15 protein-coding genes are annotated in these 17,085 nt (G+C 68.0%); 4 read left to right on the forward strand and 11 right to left on the reverse strand.

Annotation, left to right across the window (positions count from 1 at the left end; translation table 11 throughout):
- Nucleotides 1–278: 278 nt before the first annotated feature.
- Nucleotides 279–1,850: a glycosyltransferase family 87 protein gene (locus ACTRO_RS31130; RefSeq protein ID WP_169739973.1), complete on the reverse strand. Its 1,572-nt coding sequence runs from the start codon at nt 1,848–1,850 to the stop codon at nt 279–281.
- A gap of 75 nt (nt 1,851–1,925) precedes the next feature.
- On the opposite strand from ACTRO_RS31130, the gene ACTRO_RS31135 reads away from it, so the two are divergent.
- Complete coding sequence (locus ACTRO_RS31135; protein ID WP_034268852.1) at nt 1,926–3,095, forward strand: glycosyltransferase family 4 protein; 1,170 nt, start codon at nt 1,926–1,928, stop codon at nt 3,093–3,095.
- A 583-nt stretch (nt 3,096–3,678) separates the two neighbouring features.
- Here ACTRO_RS31135 and ACTRO_RS31140 read toward each other — a convergent pair.
- From ACTRO_RS31140 to ACTRO_RS31160, 5 genes are read right to left on the reverse strand one after another with little or no spacing between them, the layout of a single operon-like run.
- Entirely contained in the window at nt 3,679–4,635 is a 957-nt protein-coding gene (locus ACTRO_RS31140; protein ID WP_034268854.1) for a hypothetical protein, read from the reverse strand.
- Entirely contained in the window at nt 4,632–5,036 is a 405-nt protein-coding gene (locus ACTRO_RS31145; RefSeq protein WP_034268855.1) for a hypothetical protein, read from the reverse strand. Before ACTRO_RS31145 ends, ACTRO_RS31140 begins: the two co-directional genes overlap by 4 nt.
- Nucleotides 5,037–5,483: a hypothetical protein gene (locus ACTRO_RS31150; RefSeq protein WP_034268858.1), complete on the reverse strand. Its 447-nt coding sequence runs from the start codon at nt 5,481–5,483 to the stop codon at nt 5,037–5,039. It abuts the gene before it with no gap.
- Nucleotides 5,480–6,538 carry a hypothetical protein gene (locus ACTRO_RS31155; RefSeq protein WP_034268860.1) on the reverse strand — a complete coding sequence of 353 codons (1,059 nt, stop codon included), beginning with the start codon at nt 6,536–6,538 and terminating at the stop codon, nt 5,480–5,482. Before ACTRO_RS31155 ends, ACTRO_RS31150 begins: the two co-directional genes overlap by 4 nt.
- Nucleotides 6,538–7,245, reverse strand: a complete 708-nt coding sequence (locus tag ACTRO_RS31160) for a WXG100-like domain-containing protein (protein WP_034268862.1) — start codon at nt 7,243–7,245, stop codon at nt 6,538–6,540. Before ACTRO_RS31160 ends, ACTRO_RS31155 begins: the two co-directional genes overlap by 1 nt.
- 113 nt (nt 7,246–7,358) lie before the next feature.
- Here ACTRO_RS31160 and ACTRO_RS31165 point away from each other — a divergent pair, with 113 nt between their 5' ends.
- Together ACTRO_RS31165 and ACTRO_RS31170 are read left to right on the forward strand one after the other, a co-directional pair.
- Entirely contained in the window at nt 7,359–8,180 is an 822-nt protein-coding gene (locus tag ACTRO_RS31165) for a TrmH family RNA methyltransferase (protein ID WP_034268865.1), read from the forward strand.
- 35 nt (nt 8,181–8,215) lie between these two features.
- The gene (locus tag ACTRO_RS31170) at nt 8,216–9,061 is read left to right on the forward strand and encodes an alpha/beta fold hydrolase (RefSeq protein ID WP_034268870.1); all 846 of its coding nucleotides are present in this window, start codon (nt 8,216–8,218) and stop codon (nt 9,059–9,061) included.
- 178 nt (nt 9,062–9,239) lie between these two features.
- Here ACTRO_RS31170 and ACTRO_RS31175 read toward each other — a convergent pair whose 3' ends face one another.
- From ACTRO_RS31175 to ACTRO_RS31190, 4 genes are read right to left on the reverse strand one after another with little or no spacing between them, the layout of a single operon-like run.
- Nucleotides 9,240–9,929, reverse strand: coding sequence for a ThuA domain-containing protein (locus tag ACTRO_RS31175; RefSeq protein ID WP_034268872.1), 690 nt, complete (start codon nt 9,927–9,929; stop codon nt 9,240–9,242).
- Nucleotides 9,930–9,952: 23 nt separating this feature from the next.
- Nucleotides 9,953–10,813, reverse strand: coding sequence for a sugar phosphate isomerase/epimerase family protein (locus ACTRO_RS31180; protein ID WP_051451662.1), 861 nt, complete (start codon nt 10,811–10,813; stop codon nt 9,953–9,955).
- Entirely contained in the window at nt 10,806–11,888 is a 1,083-nt protein-coding gene (locus ACTRO_RS31185) for a dihydrodipicolinate synthase family protein (RefSeq protein ID WP_034268875.1), read from the reverse strand. The genes ACTRO_RS31180 and ACTRO_RS31185 overlap by 8 nt, the downstream gene beginning before the upstream one ends.
- On the reverse strand, nt 11,888–13,054 hold the full coding sequence (locus tag ACTRO_RS31190) for a Gfo/Idh/MocA family protein (protein WP_034268878.1): 1,167 nt from the start codon (nt 13,052–13,054) through the stop codon (nt 11,888–11,890). Before ACTRO_RS31190 ends, ACTRO_RS31185 begins: the two co-directional genes overlap by 1 nt.
- Before the next feature lie 646 nt (nt 13,055–13,700).
- Here ACTRO_RS31190 and ACTRO_RS31195 point away from each other — a divergent pair.
- Nucleotides 13,701–14,708, forward strand: coding sequence for a LacI family DNA-binding transcriptional regulator (locus ACTRO_RS31195; protein ID WP_034277527.1), 1,008 nt, complete (start codon nt 13,701–13,703; stop codon nt 14,706–14,708).
- Nucleotides 14,709–15,247: 539 nt separating this feature from the next.
- Here the strand turns inward: ACTRO_RS31195 and ACTRO_RS31200 are convergent.
- Nucleotides 15,248–17,065, reverse strand: a complete 1,818-nt coding sequence (locus ACTRO_RS31200; protein WP_034268881.1) for an AMP-dependent synthetase/ligase — start codon at nt 17,063–17,065, stop codon at nt 15,248–15,250.
- Between the last annotated feature and the right edge of the window lie 20 nt (nt 17,066–17,085).

Consider the following 17,085-nt stretch of genomic DNA (forward strand, 5'->3'; position numbering starts at 1 on the left):
CCTCATCGATGCTGGTCCGTCGCCTCGGCAGGTTGTAGCGCCGGCTGGAGTGCGCAGCGGCTCCGCGCGTCTGCGTGCGTGTGGGCGTACTTATACGCCTGCCCATCCCCACGTCGTGCCCATGGCTGTCCCCGCGTAGCGCCCACGCCGTGCGGTGCCCTTGTCAGTCTCCGCATCGTGTTCATCCTCGTGCCGTCCGCGCTGCGGCGTTTCGGCTGCGTCGGCGGCCGCGATGGCGACGGGTGACGTCCCGTTGAGAGCATTCGAACCAGTGCGGATCAGCAGGACTGTGTGGCCGGACGGAAGTTGAACCCGTTGTCCGGATCGGTCGTGGCCGCCGCGGTAGCCGGATTGACTCCGGTAGCCGGATTGCTCGCGCCGAGGCCGACATCCCTCGTCGGCTCGGCAGTCGGACTGATGGCACCGCCGCCGGAGTCGCCGGCATCCGCTTCGGGGGAGTGGCTGTCCTCGACGTTGTGGTCATCCGGCACGCCCGCCGTCTCCGCAGCCACCCCGATGCGCGTCCGCTCGGCCTGCTCGTCAGCGCCGATCGCCGATCGCCCGAGATCCGACGCGACCAGGTCGATCTGATGCTTGGGCACGACGTAGGCACGCCAAAGGAGGTAGCCGGCCCATACCGTTGCGATCACGAGCATGCCGTTTCGGCCGGCCAGGATGACCGCGGCGGTGGTGTTCCCCTTCAGCAGACGGCTGAAGAGCAGTGGGAACTCCACCTGCGTGATCGCGATCGTCGCCATCAGCAGCCAGCACGGCCCGGCCAACACGGTTCCGCCGCTCCGCAGCGGCGTCAGCGCCAGGCAGAGGGCGATCAGACCGCAGACCCAGACGAGGTACTGCGGGCTCAGTACCCGGCTCGTGATGACCGAGATCAGCACTGCGACCAGGGCTGCGTCGTAGTACACGCCTTCGCTCCACCGCTCCGGCGTCAGCCGTGCCCGCCGTCGCCACCACAGTAGCCAGCAGAACCCCAAGAGCGTCAGGAGTTCGCAGAAGCTGGAGATCCAGCCGATACCGGGACCGGTGATCTCGAAGGAGCCGTAGCGGTTCTTGATCACCCCGTGGTAGCCCAGATGCCGCGCCAGCAAGAACGGCGTCGCCAGTACCGACTCGACCTCGAGACCGCGGCCGTGCTGCTGAGTCAGGAAGCTCAGCGCGCCGGGGAAGAGGACGACGAGGAGCACCGTGGGCACGACGGCAGCCAGCACGGACCACGCGATTGCGCGGCGCCCGTTCGGCCCACGCGGCAACCCGAACACCAAGGCGATCGGCCAGATCTTGACGATCGTGCCGAGCCCGATCGCCACTCCGCGCACACGCCACGTCGATACCGCCGTCCGTAGCGCCACGGTGAGCCCCACCGATGCGATCATCGTCACGGCGATGTCATAGCGGCCGAACACAATGGGCCCGAGCATGAAGATCGCCGTCACATAAACGTAAGCGCCGAGGTAGTCGGCCCGCTCGTGGCCGGTCTGCTCCGCCGTGCGCCAGCACCGGTAGATCACCAGCAGGAACACGATGAGATCCGAGCTGAGCGCCAGCAGGAAGAAGGCGCTGTAGTAGCTCAAGCCGGTGAACGAGCGGATCAGCCGCGGTACCGCGATGACGATGCCCGCGCCGGGCGGATACTGCCAGGTCGGATCGTGCTGCGGGAACCGTCCCTGCCCGAAGACCTGCGACCACCGGTTGTAGAGCTTGACGTCGCCGGTGATGTCGCCGTGCGAGATGTACGGGATGACGTTGTAGACGAACATCATCAGTACCGCCCTGGTCCACGCCCAGCACGCCGTGGGCAGCGCCGCAGAGCGCAGCCGCGCGGAAGTGAGCATGGCCCGGAGGGTCATCGTGCCGCCTGTCTCTCATCCGGTTCGGGCATCACGGCGCGGATCTGAGATCGTAGTCCCATGTCCCGCACCCTCGTCGTGACCAACGACTACCCCCCGCGTCCCGGCGGTATCCAGGCATTCGTCCAAGCGATGGTCGATGGATTCACCCCTTCGGACGTGGTCGTCTACGCGTCCACCTGGCGGGGTCACGCCGACGAGTGCGCCCAGTATGACCGGGAAAAGCCCTATCTGACGGTTCGTGACAAGACCACGGTCATGATTCCCGACCCGGTGCGGGTGCGCCGAGCGGTGGACATCGCCAAGGCCGAGGGCTGCGATCGGGTTTGGTTCGGCGCGGCCGCTCCTCTGGCGCTGATGGCGCCGTCACTCCGCAGACAAGCCGGTGTGGAGAGGTTGGTCGCGACGACGCACGGGCACGAAGCCGGCTGGGCGCAGTTGCCCGTCGCCCGGCAGTTGCTCCGACGCATCGGCGAGGGCGTGGATGTCGTCACCTATTTGACGGAGTACTACCACCGCAAGGTCGGCGACGTCTTGAGCCCCGCGGCTCGGGGTCGCATGACCCAACTGCATCCCGGCGTCGACGTCGACACGTTCCACCTCGGCGTACGTGCCGAGCCGGAGACTCTCGAGCTACGTCGGAGCCTCGGTTTGGCGGATCGCCCGACGGTGGTGTGCGTCTCCCGGCTCGTACCGCGTAAAGGCCAGGACACCCTTATCCGAGCGCTGCCGCGGATCCGCGAGCTCGTCCCCGATGCCGCCCTGCTCATCGGCAGCGGCGGCCCGTACCGTGGCGAGCTCGAGCGTCTCGCCAAGGAGACGGGCGTGGAACGGGACGTGGTCTTCAGCGGCCCGGTCTCGTGGTCCGAGCTTCCCCGCCTCTATGCGGCCGGTGACGTGTTCGCGATGCCCTGCCGTACCCGCCGCGGCGGTCTCGACATCGAAGGCTTAGGCATCGTCTACCTGGAAGCGGCCGCGCTGGGGATGGCAGTCGTCGGAGGCGACTCCGGCGGCGCTCCGGACGCGGTCCTCGACGGCGAGACGGGATATGTCGTCCCCGGCGGAGGCGACGACGCTGTGCGTTGCACCGCCGAGCGCGTCGCCGAACTGCTCGCCGACCCGGCCAAGGCCGACCGGATGGGCAAGGCGGGCCGTGAATGGGTCGAGCACGAGTGGCGATGGCCGCTCGTACAGCGAAGGTTCCAGGAGCTGTTGGGCCTCGATGCTTGATTGCTGAAGCCAGACTCGCGGACGAGTCACGCCGCTTCTCGCTGCCGACGCCGTCCACGCGTGATGCGCCGCGTGCCCGATCTGAGCTCCCAACGCCAGCGCCGGCACCCGACGCGAGTCTGACCCACGACGCGAGCGCCGGCACCAGTCAAGTGCTCGTTGAACCCGCTGACGGCGGCCGATATGTGCGCCGGGCCTATGCGAAAGCGTCCGTCCCAGCTGCGACGACGGCCCCCGGGCACGTCTGACGGATCATGACCACGATCGCCAGACGCGCCCGGCGGCTCGGCGTCGGCGCCGCCGCTGAGCTTCATTGATCAGCAGCGACGCGATCGGTGCCCACTCGATCACTCCTGCGCAGTACGTATCTGCGCAGGTCCGCGCGTATTTCTCTCTTCAGTTGTCGATGGCGGACTACCGCCGCAACTTCCTCGGATTCGTCATCTGCCTCCCCTGATCAGTTCGTTCACCCCGCGTGCTTACCTGTCTGCCATGGCTAGATCCACGGTAAGTAGCAGTTTGCCGACTGATCAAGAGACTTGAGGTCAATTCACCCGATGTGAGCAGCCGTCATATCTTCAGATCACGTGCCGAGGCGTGGCTGGACACCGATCTTCCGCGTCTCCTCGGTCACATCCTGGAGTTCCGCCTTCGGCGCCTGCGCCCGCCAGGCATGCCTGCCGGCCGACGCCAGACCGAGTTGTGCAGCCTGCTCGGCGTTGCCGGACGTCAGCGCGACCGTCGCATCCTGCTCGCCGAGAGCCAGGATCTCGAACGGAGCATCGCGCCACGTGCACAGCAGCCGGAAGTAGGAGACCTCCTCGCACTGAGGTTCAGTCAACTTGCGTGCGGATACCGACCCGTCCATCGACGTGCGGTAGGCGGTCACAGTGCCGTTGTCCGGACCGAAATCGGCGGGGTAGATCGTGCTCTGGTAGCCGATCAGTAGGCCCCGGTTCACGCTGCCGGTAGGAGCTTCGGCAGCCCTCCCCGAGCGCAGGCCGTGCTCCTCCGCCGCTGGAAACGAGCGCCAGCCTGAGTGACGACCGGTGTACGTGGCCACGCCTGCCTCGTAGCCGTCACCGCCGCTTTCGTTCATGTGCCACAGTTCGGCGCCGATAGGGATCTCTGTCAGTTCGAGCCAGTACTCTGGAACAGCAGTCGGCGCATACTTGGTGTAGCCCGTACCAAGGAACGGCGGCGGCAGCACCAGTGTCGAGCCCAGCCTTGCCGCGCCAGCCGTGCTTTGCCCGCCGAAGGATGCCGCGAACAGGCCAGGCCAGGACGCCGGAAACCGCAGCACGAACAGCCCGTCACCCTCAGGGAACTCGTCCGCCGCCTCGCTCAGCCCGTGGATCGCCCGCGCTTGTGCGCCCGAGTCCACGCGCACCACGTCGACCATGCGCGAGCACAGGCCCCACATCCGGAAGGGCTCGAAGAGCCCCGGAACAATGCTGTTGCCTGCGTAGAGTTCGGCGAGCTCGCGGGGAATCGGCAGCTGGATGACCGTCCTCGGGGACAGGCCGGGGGTGCTGGTCATGGCTGCCGTTCTTCCTTCCACTGGGTCAGCAGGTCTTCCCGATGCTCCGTCAGATGCTGGACGTGCTCCGGGTCGAGGCTGATGGTGTAGATCTGGTGCGAGCCCTCGGAGGCGACCTCGCGCTCGAGCATCTCCCACGCGAACATGTGCGAGCCGCCCTTGTACTGCCCCTTGATCTTGCCATCCTGCACGCCGAGCACGCTGAAGGGCTGGCTTTCCCAGATGAACGTCCAGGAGGTCCGGTACCACTCTTCGAGCTCGTCGACGCCCACCCTCTGCTCGCGGCCGTCCTCGGGCAGGATCGTGATCTCCCGCCTGATGTTCGTCTGCGAGCTCGCCACGTACGTCCGGCCCTGGAACACGGCGAATGTGCCCGTCCGATACTCGTCCGCGGCGCCCATCTAGGTCGCCTGCCTGTTCTGCCACGCCTGCAGCAGGTCCTCGCGGTGCTCGGTGAGGTCGTCCACCTCGTCCAGTGGCACATTGCCGTCGTACTCGATGGCTCCCACACGTCGGAGGTGCTCGTCGGCGAACTTCACGTTCGAGCCCTCGTAATAGCCGCCCAGCATGCCGGTTTCGGACAGCCCGATACTCGTGAACGGCTCGCCGCGCCATGTGTAGGTCCAGCGTGACCGGTACCACTCGTCGAGTTCGGCGGGATCCACCAGGTAGACGGCATCTTCGGGTGCTCCGTACGGCTGGAGGCCCGGGGGCGCCGGATCGTCGCTCTGCAGGATGAGCGAGATGAACGGCTTGATCCGGTCGCTGCCTCCGGCCTGGTAAGGCGTGCCGCGGTAGACGGCGGTCTCGACGGCCCGATAGCGGAAGCGTTCCTGAAAGGTGGTCATTGGAACGGCCTCCATTTTCCAAGGGTCTTATCGAAGTAGCCGGCCGCCGACTCCGTCCCGTCCGCGTTCATCTGCCAGATCTCGGAGCCGTCGGGCAGTGTGTCGCGCGGAGCGTTCCACTCTGGCACGCCTCCCTGGGTGTATCCGGTCCCGGTGAACGGTGCGTCCCAGACCTTTCCGCTGCCCTGGCCGGCCGCCTGCGCTACTTCGTCGGCTTTCGTTTGGAGTGCGCCTGCATCGGCACCGTCCTGCGCCACAGTGCCGTAGGTGGGCGACAAGCCGTCGAGCTTCTCCGGCGCGGGCAGTCGCAGCTGATAGGCAGAGGTCGCGTCGCCCTGCACCGGGCTCCAGCCGGCGCCGCCATCGTCCAACGCGAGATCCTGGCGCAGCGCTCCCGGAGTGGTCAGGTCGGCTGTGTCCGTGCCGCGGGCGATCGAACCGCCCCACTGCGTGGGATCGAACGCCTTGCCGTCGGGCATGTGGGCGGCATTGTCCATGTAGGCCTTGTAGACGTCCGGGTGCAGCACCTTGGTGACCATCTGGCCGTCATGAATCTGGATCGAGTTGCGTACCGACACGACGTCGTCGATCTGCTCCGACGATAGGTCGTTCGTGGGCTGGACGCGCATTTGATCATACTGCTCGCGGCTGACGCTGCGGCCCTGAAGCGCGTCGTCGATCTCATCGTTGAAGTTCGGCGAGTCGCGCAACGCTTGATTGTCGTACTTAGGCGTGGGCGTATTCGGGGTGGCCCTGCCGTCGTCGCCGTCATCCAGCCGCTGCTGCAGCGTTGTGCCCTTGACCTGTTCCTCGGGGGCGGCGTTGGGGCCCTCGACCGCCTTGGCCTCGATTTTCGTCGGGTCCTTGGGCATCTCGGCCGTGATCTTCCCCGTGACCGCCGTCTCGTTCTCCGAGGCAGCGGTCAAACACTTGCCGCCGCGCTGTACGGCCGAGTCGAGGACGTCGCCATGCTGCTCGGCTATCTTCGGGACGGCCTTCTCCGCGTCGTTCTTGAGGCCGACGAAGATGGCCTTCTCTTCTCCGCCCTCTGCCATCAGAACTCCAGTCCCTGCAGCCCGGAACGTAACGTCTGAGCGTGTCCGCGCATGGTCTCGGCGTGGCCTTGGAGGACCGAGAGCTGACTGGCCGCCTCTTCGAAGTCGAGTGAGAATCCGCTGCTCGGGCCGGCCGCGGCCGAAGTCTGGGACCAGTCGAGGCCGGACAGCGCCTGCTCGATCTTCTCGAACAGCGGCTTCGCGGCGGCTTCGATGATCTGGCCGGTGATGTACTGGATGATCTGTTGCTTGAGCGTCTCCAGCAGCTTCTTGCCGGCCTCTATGATCAGCGGCACGGCCGTCTCGGCGAGCCCGAAGGTCGCCACCGAGGCGGCCTGGTCGGCGACGAACGCGGCGGCCATCCCGATCAGCTCGGCGATCGCCTCGACCTTCTGAGCCACGATGAACGCCGCGCCCACGTCGAGTGCGTCGGCCAACACCGCCGATCCCTCGACGAGCGGCTGCACGTGGTTCGCGGCGAGTTCGGCCCAGCCCGACTGCATCTGCTGCGTGGCCGAGCTCTGATACGCCTGGGCGAATCCGCTGAGAGTCTCGGTCGCGTCCTCGTGTGTCTTCTGCACCGCCTGGCCGAACTCGCGGACAATGGTGGCGAAGTGGTGCACGTCGTCTTCGTTGATGTAGGGCCACGGCACCCCGAGGACGTTCAGGAAGGTCACGACCGGTCCGGGCAGGTCGTCGACGGCCACGTCTTCCCCCTTTGTCCGACAGTCCGTTTCCCTTACGGACCGGTCGAAACTCTATCCATGGCCCGCAGATGAGTACAACAGTCGGGAACCGCGGGCTCGGTAGGCTCGTTGTCATGGAAAGGATCACTACGCGCAACGCCCGTTTCCAGCAATGGGAGGCGCTGCTCGGCAACCGCGCCAAACGCCACCGCGCAGGGCAGTTCTTGGTGCAGGGAGTGCGTCCGATCACGCTCGCGTTGCGCTATCGCTGGCCCGTGCGTGCTCTGATCTTCGACCTCGATCGCCCGCTCAGCCGCTGGGCCGCCGACACGCTGCGGGCAAGCCGCGCGCCGCAATACGGCATGACGGGTGAACTGATGGCCGAACTCGGCGAGAAGGAGACCGCCCCGCCGGAGCTGCTCGCGGTGCTCGGCACGCCGGAGGACGACTTCGGACGGCTGGAGGTGCCCGATGACGAGGCGTTCCTCGGCCTCGTGTTCGACCGTCCGACCAGTCCCGGAAATCTGGGCTCGATCATCCGGTCGGCCGATGCCTTCGGCGCGCACGGCGTCCTCGTCTCGGGCCACGCGGCCGACCCGTACGACCCGAAGTGTGTCCGGGCGAGCACGGGCTCGCTCTTCGCGCTGCCCACGGTCCGGGTGCCGTCCAGCGCCGAGGTGCTGGCGTGGATCGCGGAACAGCGCGAGCAGGGGACGGAGATCCGCCTCGTAGGCACGGACGAGCACGGCGAGGCCGACGTCGGCGAGTTCGACCTGACCGGTCCGACGCTGCTGGCGATCGGCAACGAGACGAACGGTCTGAGCCAGGCGTGGCGCGAGGCCTGCGACAGCTTGGTCCGCATTCCGATCGGCGGCGCGGCGAGCTCGCTCAACGCGGCGAACGCGGCGAGCGTGATTCTTTACGAGGCCGCGAGGCAGCGTAGGGCGGGCAGCTGATCGACATCTGTCGGTGGTCGTGCCTAGGCTGAAGCATGCTGACGGTACGCGAACACGATCTCGAACTGCCCGACGGCCGCAACCTGCATTACTACGACACCCACGCCGAGAACGACCCGGAGCTGGCGGTCTTCTGGTTGCACGGCTCGCCGAGCTTCGGTGAGCCGCCTGCTCCGCTGTTCGAGGCCGCCACCGCGCGAGGCCTGCGCTGGATCTCGTATGACCGCCCGTCGTACGGAGGCTCTACAGGCCAGCCGGGTCGCGACGTCGCTGCGGCAGCTGCGGATGTCGCCGCGGTGGCGCGGGCGCAAGGTCTGACGCGGTTCGCTGTGGTCGGCTACTCGGGCGGCGGACCGCACGCCCTCGCGTGTGCGGCGCTGTTGCCCGACCAGGTGGTGGCGACGGTCACGCTTGCCTGCGTCGGTCCGTACGGTGCGGAGGGGCTCGACTACTTCGACGGCATGGGTGTCGACGGCGAACTGAAGGCGGCGGTGCAGGGACGCGCGGCGTTGGAGCATGAACTGACGGCTGCCGAGTTCGACCCGTCGGTCTTCACGCAGCTCGACCACGATGCGCTGCGCGCGGACTGGAGCTGGCTCAACATCACGTCCGGCAAGGCGTTCGAGCAGGGACTCGACGGCCTGATCGACGACGATCTCGCCACCGTCCGGCCGTGGGGTTTCGACCTGGCCGCGATCAACGGCCCCTTGCTGATGGTGCACGGCGAGGACGACAGGATGGTCCCCGCCGCACACACACGCTGGCTCGCCGATCACGTGCGGGGTGCTGAGCTGCGGATGAGCCCGGGCGTCGGTCACATCTCGGTGCTCTCGGCTGAAGCTGAGGCCGCCCTCGAGTGGATCCGCACACGGACGACCTGAGCTGAAGCAGTTCGGACTGTGACCGGCCTGGCGGACCCGCCCTGTTCACGGGCGGGCCCGCGTAGCCCGCAACGCGCTTGGTTCGGCTGGCCTGCGGCTCATCGGTGGCAACGATGGTCCGGCTGCGTGGCATAGTTCGGCGTGCCGGGACCCGCTGCGCGCAGTGCCGCCTCGGCGCCTAGGCCGGCTCCTGCACGCCCGCAGTCGTGACGCCCAGCCAGTTCAACGCGCCCAGCAGGTGCTGCTGGAACAAGACGTCTTCGAAAGCCTCGTCGGCGTGCCCGAGCGCGGTGTAGAAGGAACGGCCGCCGCTGAACTCGCGGCACCAGGCGATCGGGTGGTCAGCACCCATGGTTCCGCCCTCGTAGCCTGATTCGTCGACCGACAGCAGCACGTTCACGTCGGCGCGAGGGTTGCGGCGGAATGAGTACCACTCGTCCGTCCGCGTCCACGTGCTGCCGAGGTGGGCTGTCGCCGGGTGGTTGCCGTCCTCGACCTTCATCACCGCCGGCTGGATGCTCGGGTGCTGGTCGAACCAGGCGCCGACCAGTTCGCCGAAGTACGGCCAGTCGTACTCCGTCGTGGAAGCGCCGTGTACGCCCAGCCAATTGCCTCCGCCGTCCATGTACTCCACCAGCGCTTCCCGGCCCTCTTCATCGAGGACCACGCCGCTGGTGGAGAGGAACACGACCGCGTCGTACCGCGTCAGCCGGTCCTTGCGGAAGGAGTGCAGTCCCTCGCTGGCCTCGACCGCGAAGCCGTGCTCGAGACCGAGTCGCTCGAAGGCCTCCACTCCGGCGGGAATCGAGTCGTGCCGAAAGCCCGTGGTCTTCGTGAAGACCAGGATGCGCGATATCCCGCTGTCCACTCCGGATCGCCTCCGCCCCTCGTTCATTCTCGGTCGGTCGCCGCCGACCCGGGTGTCTCGGCCGACGCTCGCATCAACTGCTCGTGCCGGTCTATCACGGTTCGCAAGGTCTGCTCACCCGGGGTGTCCCATACCTTCTGGTTGAAGATTTCAACCTCGGTGAACCCGTCGTACCCGGTGGCCCGCACGGCGCGAACGAACTCGGGTATGTCGATCACGCCGTCTCCGACGTGGCCGCGTCCCAGAAGCGCGTCGGCCGGGATCGGCACCAGGAAGTCGCAGACCTGGAAGGCGTGGATGCGGCCGGCCGCTCCAGCCCGCTTGATCTGCGCGAACACCTGCGGATCCCACCAGATGTGGTAGGTGTCCACACATACGCCCACGTTGTCGCAACCGGTCTCGTGTTCAGCCTCCTGAGCCAAGTCGAGGGCCTGACCGAGAGTGGAGACGACGGCGCGATCGGCGCAGAACATCGGGTGCAGCGGCTCGATCGCCAGTTTGACGCCTCGCTCTTGAGCGTACGGCGCGAGTTCGGCGATGCCGTCCGCCACCGCGCGACGCGCCGCCACGAGGTCCTTGCCTCCTTGCGGCAGTCCGCCCACCACCAGTATGAGGACGTCCGTGCCGAGGGCCACGCACTCGTCGACGGCCGCCTCGTTCTCGGCCTTCCAGTCCGGCGAGGTGAAGAAGCCGCCGCGGCACAGGCTCGTCACGGTCAGACCGGACTCGGCCAGCAGTTGCGCGGCCGCGTCCAATCCGTGCTCGGCGACCTTGTCCCGCCATAGCCCGATACCGGGCACGCCTGCCTGTACGCAGCCGGCGACGGCCTCGGCGAGCGACCAGCCCTTAGTGGTCCACTGATTCAACGAAAGATGCTCAGTCACGGGTCGGCCCCTCAAGCTCCAGGCCGTTGAAGCGACTGCTGGCGAGATCCGGATCAGGGAAGATCCCGCCCTCGTTCGCCAGCGCGAACAGCTGCCGCAAATGCGTGGTGTCCCGCGCCGATTCGAGCCCGCCGACCATGCGGAAGTGATCTTGGAATCCCGACAGGTAAGCCAAGAAGACGACACCGGTCTTGTAGTACTGGGTCGGCGCGGCGAAGATGTGCCGCGCGAGCGGGACCAAGGGGTCGAGTACTGCTCGGAAGCCGGCCACGTCGCCCGCGTCGAGGAGAGCGAGCGCCTCGGCGCCAGGAGTGGCCAGGGGGTCGAAGACGCCCAGAAGCGCATGGCTGAAGCCCTGCTCGTCGCCGGCGATCAACTCGGGGAAGTTGAAGTCGTCACCGGTGTAAAGCCGCACGCCTTCCGGCAACGCCCGACGCAGCGCGATCTCGCGGTCTGCATCCAGCAGCGAGACCTTGATGCCGTCGATCTTCGGGGCGTGCTGGCGGATGATCTCAAGGACAGCGTCGGTCGCCGTGTCGAGATCAGCGCTGCCCCAGTAGCCGCGCAGCGCGGGGTCGAACATGTCGCCCAGCCAGTGCAGGATCACGGGTCGCTGCGCCCTCGCGAGGATCCGGTCGTACACCGTTGCGTAATCCTCGGGGCCACGCGCGGAAGCGGCCAATGCGCGGCTGCACATGATCACAGGTTGCGCATTTGCTCCCTCGACCACGTCCAATTGGTCCTCGTATGCGTCGCCGATCGCCGACAGCGGATACTCTTGATCCAAGGCCAGTGGCAACTGGTCCGTGCCCACTCCGCAGCACAGCAGTCCATCGACGGCCTTGGCTTCGGTGCCCGAGCGCTCGATCAGTTCCTTGGTGGCCGCCCAGTCCAAGCCCATGCCGCGCTGAGCAGTGTCCATCGCGTCGGCCACGCCCAGGCCGAGCGACCAGAGCCGGTGCCGGAAGGCGAGCGTCGCGTCCCAGTCGAGCGTCGCAGGCATGCCGGGGCCTTGGGCGGCGACCGGGTCGGCGACGACGTGCGCGGCGGCGAATACGGTGCGCGAGGCCGACATCAGGCGTCCTGGCCGAGCTCGGGCACGGTGATTCGACGTCCCTCGGCGGCTGAGGCCAGGCCGAGTTCGGCCAGCTGCACGCCCTTGGCTCCGGCCCACAGGTCGTGCGGGAACGAGGCGCCGGCGGCGTCGTCGGCGACGTGCTGGAGGAAAAGCTCCCACTGGAGCTTAAATCCGTTGTCGAACTCGCCGTTGTCCGGCACCGGCTGCCACTGCGCGCGGAACGGCTCGGTGTTGGGGATGTCCGGGTTCCACACTGGCTTCGGTGTGCCCGCGCGGCTCTGGAAGCGGCACTCGCGCAGTCCCGCCACCGCGCTGCCGTGCGTGCCGTCGATCTGGAACTCCACGAGCTCGTCTCGGTGCACGCGCACCGCCCAGGAGGAGTTGATCTGCGCGATGATGCCGCCTTCGAGCTCGAATACGCCGTAGGCCGCATCGTCGGCGGTGGCCGGATACGGCTTGCCCAGCTCGTCGCGGCGCTCGGGGATGTGGGTGGCGGTCTGCGCGTAGACCGATCGAACGGGCGCCACGATGTGCTCGAGCACGTACTGCCAGTGCGGGAACATGTCGAGGACGATGCCGCCGCCGTCCTCGGTCCGGTAGTTCCAAGAGGGACGCTGCGCGCTCTGCCAGTCGCCCTCGAAGACCCAGTAGCCGAACTCGCCGCGCACCGAGAGGATCCGGCCGAAGAAGCCGCCGTCGACCAGGCGCTTGAGCTTGAGCAAGCCCGGCAGGAAGAGCTTGTCCTGCACGACGCCGTGCTTCACGCCCGCAGCGTCGGCGAGCCGGGCCAACTCCATCGCGCCGGCCAGAGTGGAAGCCGTGGGCTTCTCGACGTAGATGTGCTTGCCCGCGGCGATGGCCTGCTTGACCGCGGCTTCGCGCAGCGGCGTGAGCTGGGCGTCGAAGTAGATCTGGTTGGCAGGGTCTGCGAGCGCGGCCGACAGGTCGGTGGTGAAGTGCTCGAGCCCGTGCCGGGTGGCGAGCGCCTCGAGCTTGTCCGCGTTGCGCCCGACGAGCACCGGCTCGGGCCACAGCACCCGCCCGTCGGCCAGCGGCAATCCGCCCTGCTCGCGCAGGGCCAGGATCGAGCGGACCAGGTGCTGCCGGTAGCCCATGCGTCCGGTCACGCCGTTCATCACGATGCCAAGAGTTGTCCGGGCCATGTCGCCTTCCTTGGGACGTCGCGGAGAGCCGCGGGTGTCGCAGCGCTTGCCAATTTGGAAAGCGCTTTCCAAGCGGTAGGGTAGGGGCGTGCGTGAGCAGAGGTCAAGAGCGGGGAACGCGGTGGACGCGACAGCGGGCGCTGAGCAGGCCGGAACCGAGGCGGCGGAGCCCGAGGGCAAACGGCCAACGGAGGCTGCGGACGCCAGAGGCAGACGGCCAACGAATGCTGCGGACGCTGGGGGAAATGCGCCGGCGGAGGCTGCGGACGCCGGGGGAAGGATGCCGGCGGAGGCTGCGGACGCCGGAACAAAGTGGCTGGCGGGGGACGCGGCTACGGGGGCGCAGGGATCCACGGAGACGGATCCTGCCGGAACGGCGGCGGAGAAGACGGCGGCTGAAATGGGGTCGGGCTCGAAGTCAGCCGCGCACTTGAGCACGAATGCGGCATCAGGCTTGGATTCGGATTCGGATTCGGATTCGGATTCGGACTCGGGTTCGGGTTCGGGTCTGGAATCTGCCTCGAAGACACATTCGGCATCGCCGGGTGCAGGGGCGAGCGCTGGCATGGGTGCTGGAGCAGCCGCTGGCGCGGGCGCGGGCGGGGGCGGGGGTGCGCCGGGACGGGCGCGGCCGGTGACGGGTGCGGTGACGCTCAAGCAGGTGGCGGCGGCCGCGGAGGTTTCGCTGGCGACGGCTTCGCGGGTGCTGCATCACTCTGGCGGGCGAGAGGTGCGTGCTTCGCTGGTCGAGCGTGTGGAGGCGGCCGCGGAGCGGCTCGGCTACGTCTCCAATCCGCACGCACAGGCTCTGGCGCGGGCGCGGTCGAGCACCGTTGGTCTGATCGTGCACGAAGTCACCGACCCGTACTTCGCCGCCATCGCTTCCGGTGCGATGCATGCCGCGCATGCTTCCGGCGCCATGGTCATGCTGGCGGCCACATTCCGCGATCCAGGACTCGAACTCGATTACCTCAGCCGACTGCGGGCTCAGGGCGCGCGCGGCGTCCTCCTTGCCGGCAGTGGAAGCACGGACCCGGACGTCAGCGGGCCGCTGGCCACTGCCATCGAGGCGTTTCAGCGCGAGGGTGGGCGGGTCGTGGCGATCGGACGACGTCCTGAGGCCGCGATCGACGCCGTCGTGCCTGCCAACGCCGCCGGTACGCGGCTTGCGCTTGAGCATCTTTCCGCACTCGGGCATACGAAGATCGGCGTCGTTTCTGGTCCTGCGAGCCTGCTGACGGTGCGTGAGCGGCTCGCCGGACTTCCGGCTGACGCATCGGTGCCCACTGTGGAGGCGGACTTCACCCGTGAGGGTGGACGAAAGGCGGCTTTCGATCTGCTGGCGCGGCATCCCGAGATCACCGCTGTCATCGCGCTCAACGACCTGATGGCTGCCGGGGTGCTGGCGGCTGCGCGGGACGCCGGACAGCATGTTCCGCGGCGGATTTCGGTCGTCGGGTTCGACGACGTGCCGTTCGCTGTGGATCTGAGCCCGACGCTCACCACGGTGCGGTTGCCCCTGGAGGACATGGGGCGGCGCGCGATGGAGCTTCTGCTGGACGACGTTGGTGAGGTCGGCGACGAGCCGCGCATCGTCATGGTTGAGGCCCAGTTAGTGGAGCGGGGCTCGACGGCGCCGGCGGCGGCGGATTAGCGGCTGATCGGCGGAGGAGAAAGAGGCCGGAGTTGCCGGAGGGCTTGTTGAGTAGACAGGCGACGGTAGGCAGGGGACGGCGAAAGTCGCGCGGGCTTGTCGAATAGGCAGGCGACGGTAGGCAGGGGACGGCGAAAGTCGCGCGGGCTTGTCCAGTAGGCAGGCGACGGTAGGCAGGCGACTGGCGGAGTCGCGTGGGCTTGTCGGCGGGCTGCGGCTGGTCGTCTCGGGTGGTTCGTGCCTATCGGGCAGGGCGCGGTGCTGGAGTTATCGTGCGGGCTCCGGAAACGCCGGAGCCCACGGACGCCGGAGCCCACGGACGCCGGAGCCCACGGACGCCGGAGCCCACGGACGCCGGAGTCCACGGAGACGACGCGGCCTACGGAAACGCCGGAGCCCACGGACGTGGACGGAGGCTACCGACTCCCGGGAGGGCGCGCCGGGCCGTGTGCACCCTCGGGCGTGCGCACGGCGGGCCGGCTCAGCCTCGGGCAAGCCTGAGGCCGGGCCGGGCTATCTCCCGTGAGGCGTTCCACGCCTCACTTCGCGTACATCGCCTCGATCTTCTCCGCGTACTCCGCCGTCAGCACGTGCCGGCGGATGGACTGCTTCGGCGTGAGCTGGCCGGCGTCGATGGTCCATTCGACCGGGAGGACCTCGAACTTGCGGATGGACTCCGCCTTCGAGACCGCCTTGTTCGCCTCGTCGATGGCTTCCTGGATGTCGGCGACGAGTTCCGGATCCTTGGCCACGGCGTCGAGCCGGGTGTCGGCGGGCTTGCCGTGCTGGGAGAGCCAGTGCGGGAGGGCTTCGGGGTCGAGGGTGATCAGGGCGCTGATGTAGGGCTTGGCGTCGCCGATCACCATGGACTGGGCGACCAGGGGGTGGGCGTTGATGCGGTCTTCGAGGACGGCGGGGGCGACGTTCTTGCCGCCGGAGGTGACGAGCAGTTCCTTCTTGCGGCCGGTGATGCGCAGGTAGCCGTCCTGGTCGAGCTCGCCGAGGTCGCCGGTGCGGAAGAAGCCGTCGGACGTCATGACCTCCTCGGTCGCGGCGTCGTTGTGCCAGTAGCCTGCGAAGACCATCTTGCCCTTGGCCTCGATCTCGCCGTCTTCGGCGATGCGCAGCGTGGTGCCGGGCAGGGGGAGGCCGACGGTGCCGGGCTTGATCGCGTCGATCGGGTTGACGGCGATGGCGGGGGACGTCTCGGTGAGGCCGTAGCCTTCGCACACCGTCAGGCCGATGCCGCCGAAGAAATACGTCAGGCGCTCGCCGAGGGGGGCTCCGCCGGAGATGGTGTGGGTGGTGCGGCCGCCGAGGGCTGCGCGCAGCTTCGAGTACACCAGGCGGTCGAACACCTTGTGCTTCAGGTTCAGTGTGAACGGGACGTTGCCACCGCCGGCCTTCGTCTCGGCCCAGGCGATCGCGGTCGAGGCGGCGGCGTCGAAGATCTTGCCCTTGCCTTCGGCGTGCGCCTTCTGGCTGGCCGAGTTGTACACCTTCTCCAGCACCCGCGGGATGGTCAGCAGGAACGTCGGGCGGAAGGTGGCCAGTTCGGGCAGCAACTGCTTCGTGTCGCCGCAGTGCGCCAGCTTCGCCCGCGACATCAGCGTGCCGATGTGGATGATCCGTGCGAACACGTGCGCCAGCGGCAGGAACAGCAGCGTGCTGGCGTCCTCGCCGTTGAACATCCGGGTCAGCAGCGCCACCGCGTTGCCGGCCTCGAACAGCAGGTTGTCGTGCGTCAGCACGCAGCCCTTGGGGCGGCCGGTGGTGCCGGACGTGTAGATGATGGTGGCGACCGACTCGGGGACGAGCGTGGCGCGGCGCTCTTCGAGCACCTCGTCGGCCACGTCCTTGCCCGCCTGCGCCAGTATGGCCAGCGCGCCGGGGGCGTCCGCTCCGGTCGGGTCGATCTGCCAGATGTTCTTGAGCGTGCCCGCCTGGTCGCGCACCGCTTCCACGGTCGCGGTGTTGGCGGTCAGTTCGGTGAACACGGCCACCGCGCCGGAGTCGGCGAGGATCCAGGCGACCTGCTCGGCCGAGGAGGTCTCGTAGATGGGGACCGGGATCGCGCCGGCCTCCCAGATCGCGAAGTCCAGCAGCGACCACTCGTAGCTGGTGCGGGACATGATGGCGACCCGGTCTCCGGCGGCGATCCCCAGCGCCACCAGGCCCTTGGCCGTCGCCTGCGTCTCGGCGAGGAAGCGCGCGTACGTCACGTCCGCCCAGCGGCCGTCGACCTTGCGGGCCAGGCCGGCGTGCTGGGGCAGTTCCGCGGCGTTCCTGTGGACCAGGTCGGTCAGGTTCGCCCTCTCGGGCACCCGGTACAACGGTTCGACAGTGAACTCGCGCACGTGCAGGCTCCTCGCGCTGA

It is taken from the genome of Actinospica robiniae DSM 44927 (assembly GCF_000504285.1).
GTDB lineage: Bacteria > Actinomycetota > Actinomycetes > Streptomycetales > Catenulisporaceae > Actinospica > Actinospica robiniae.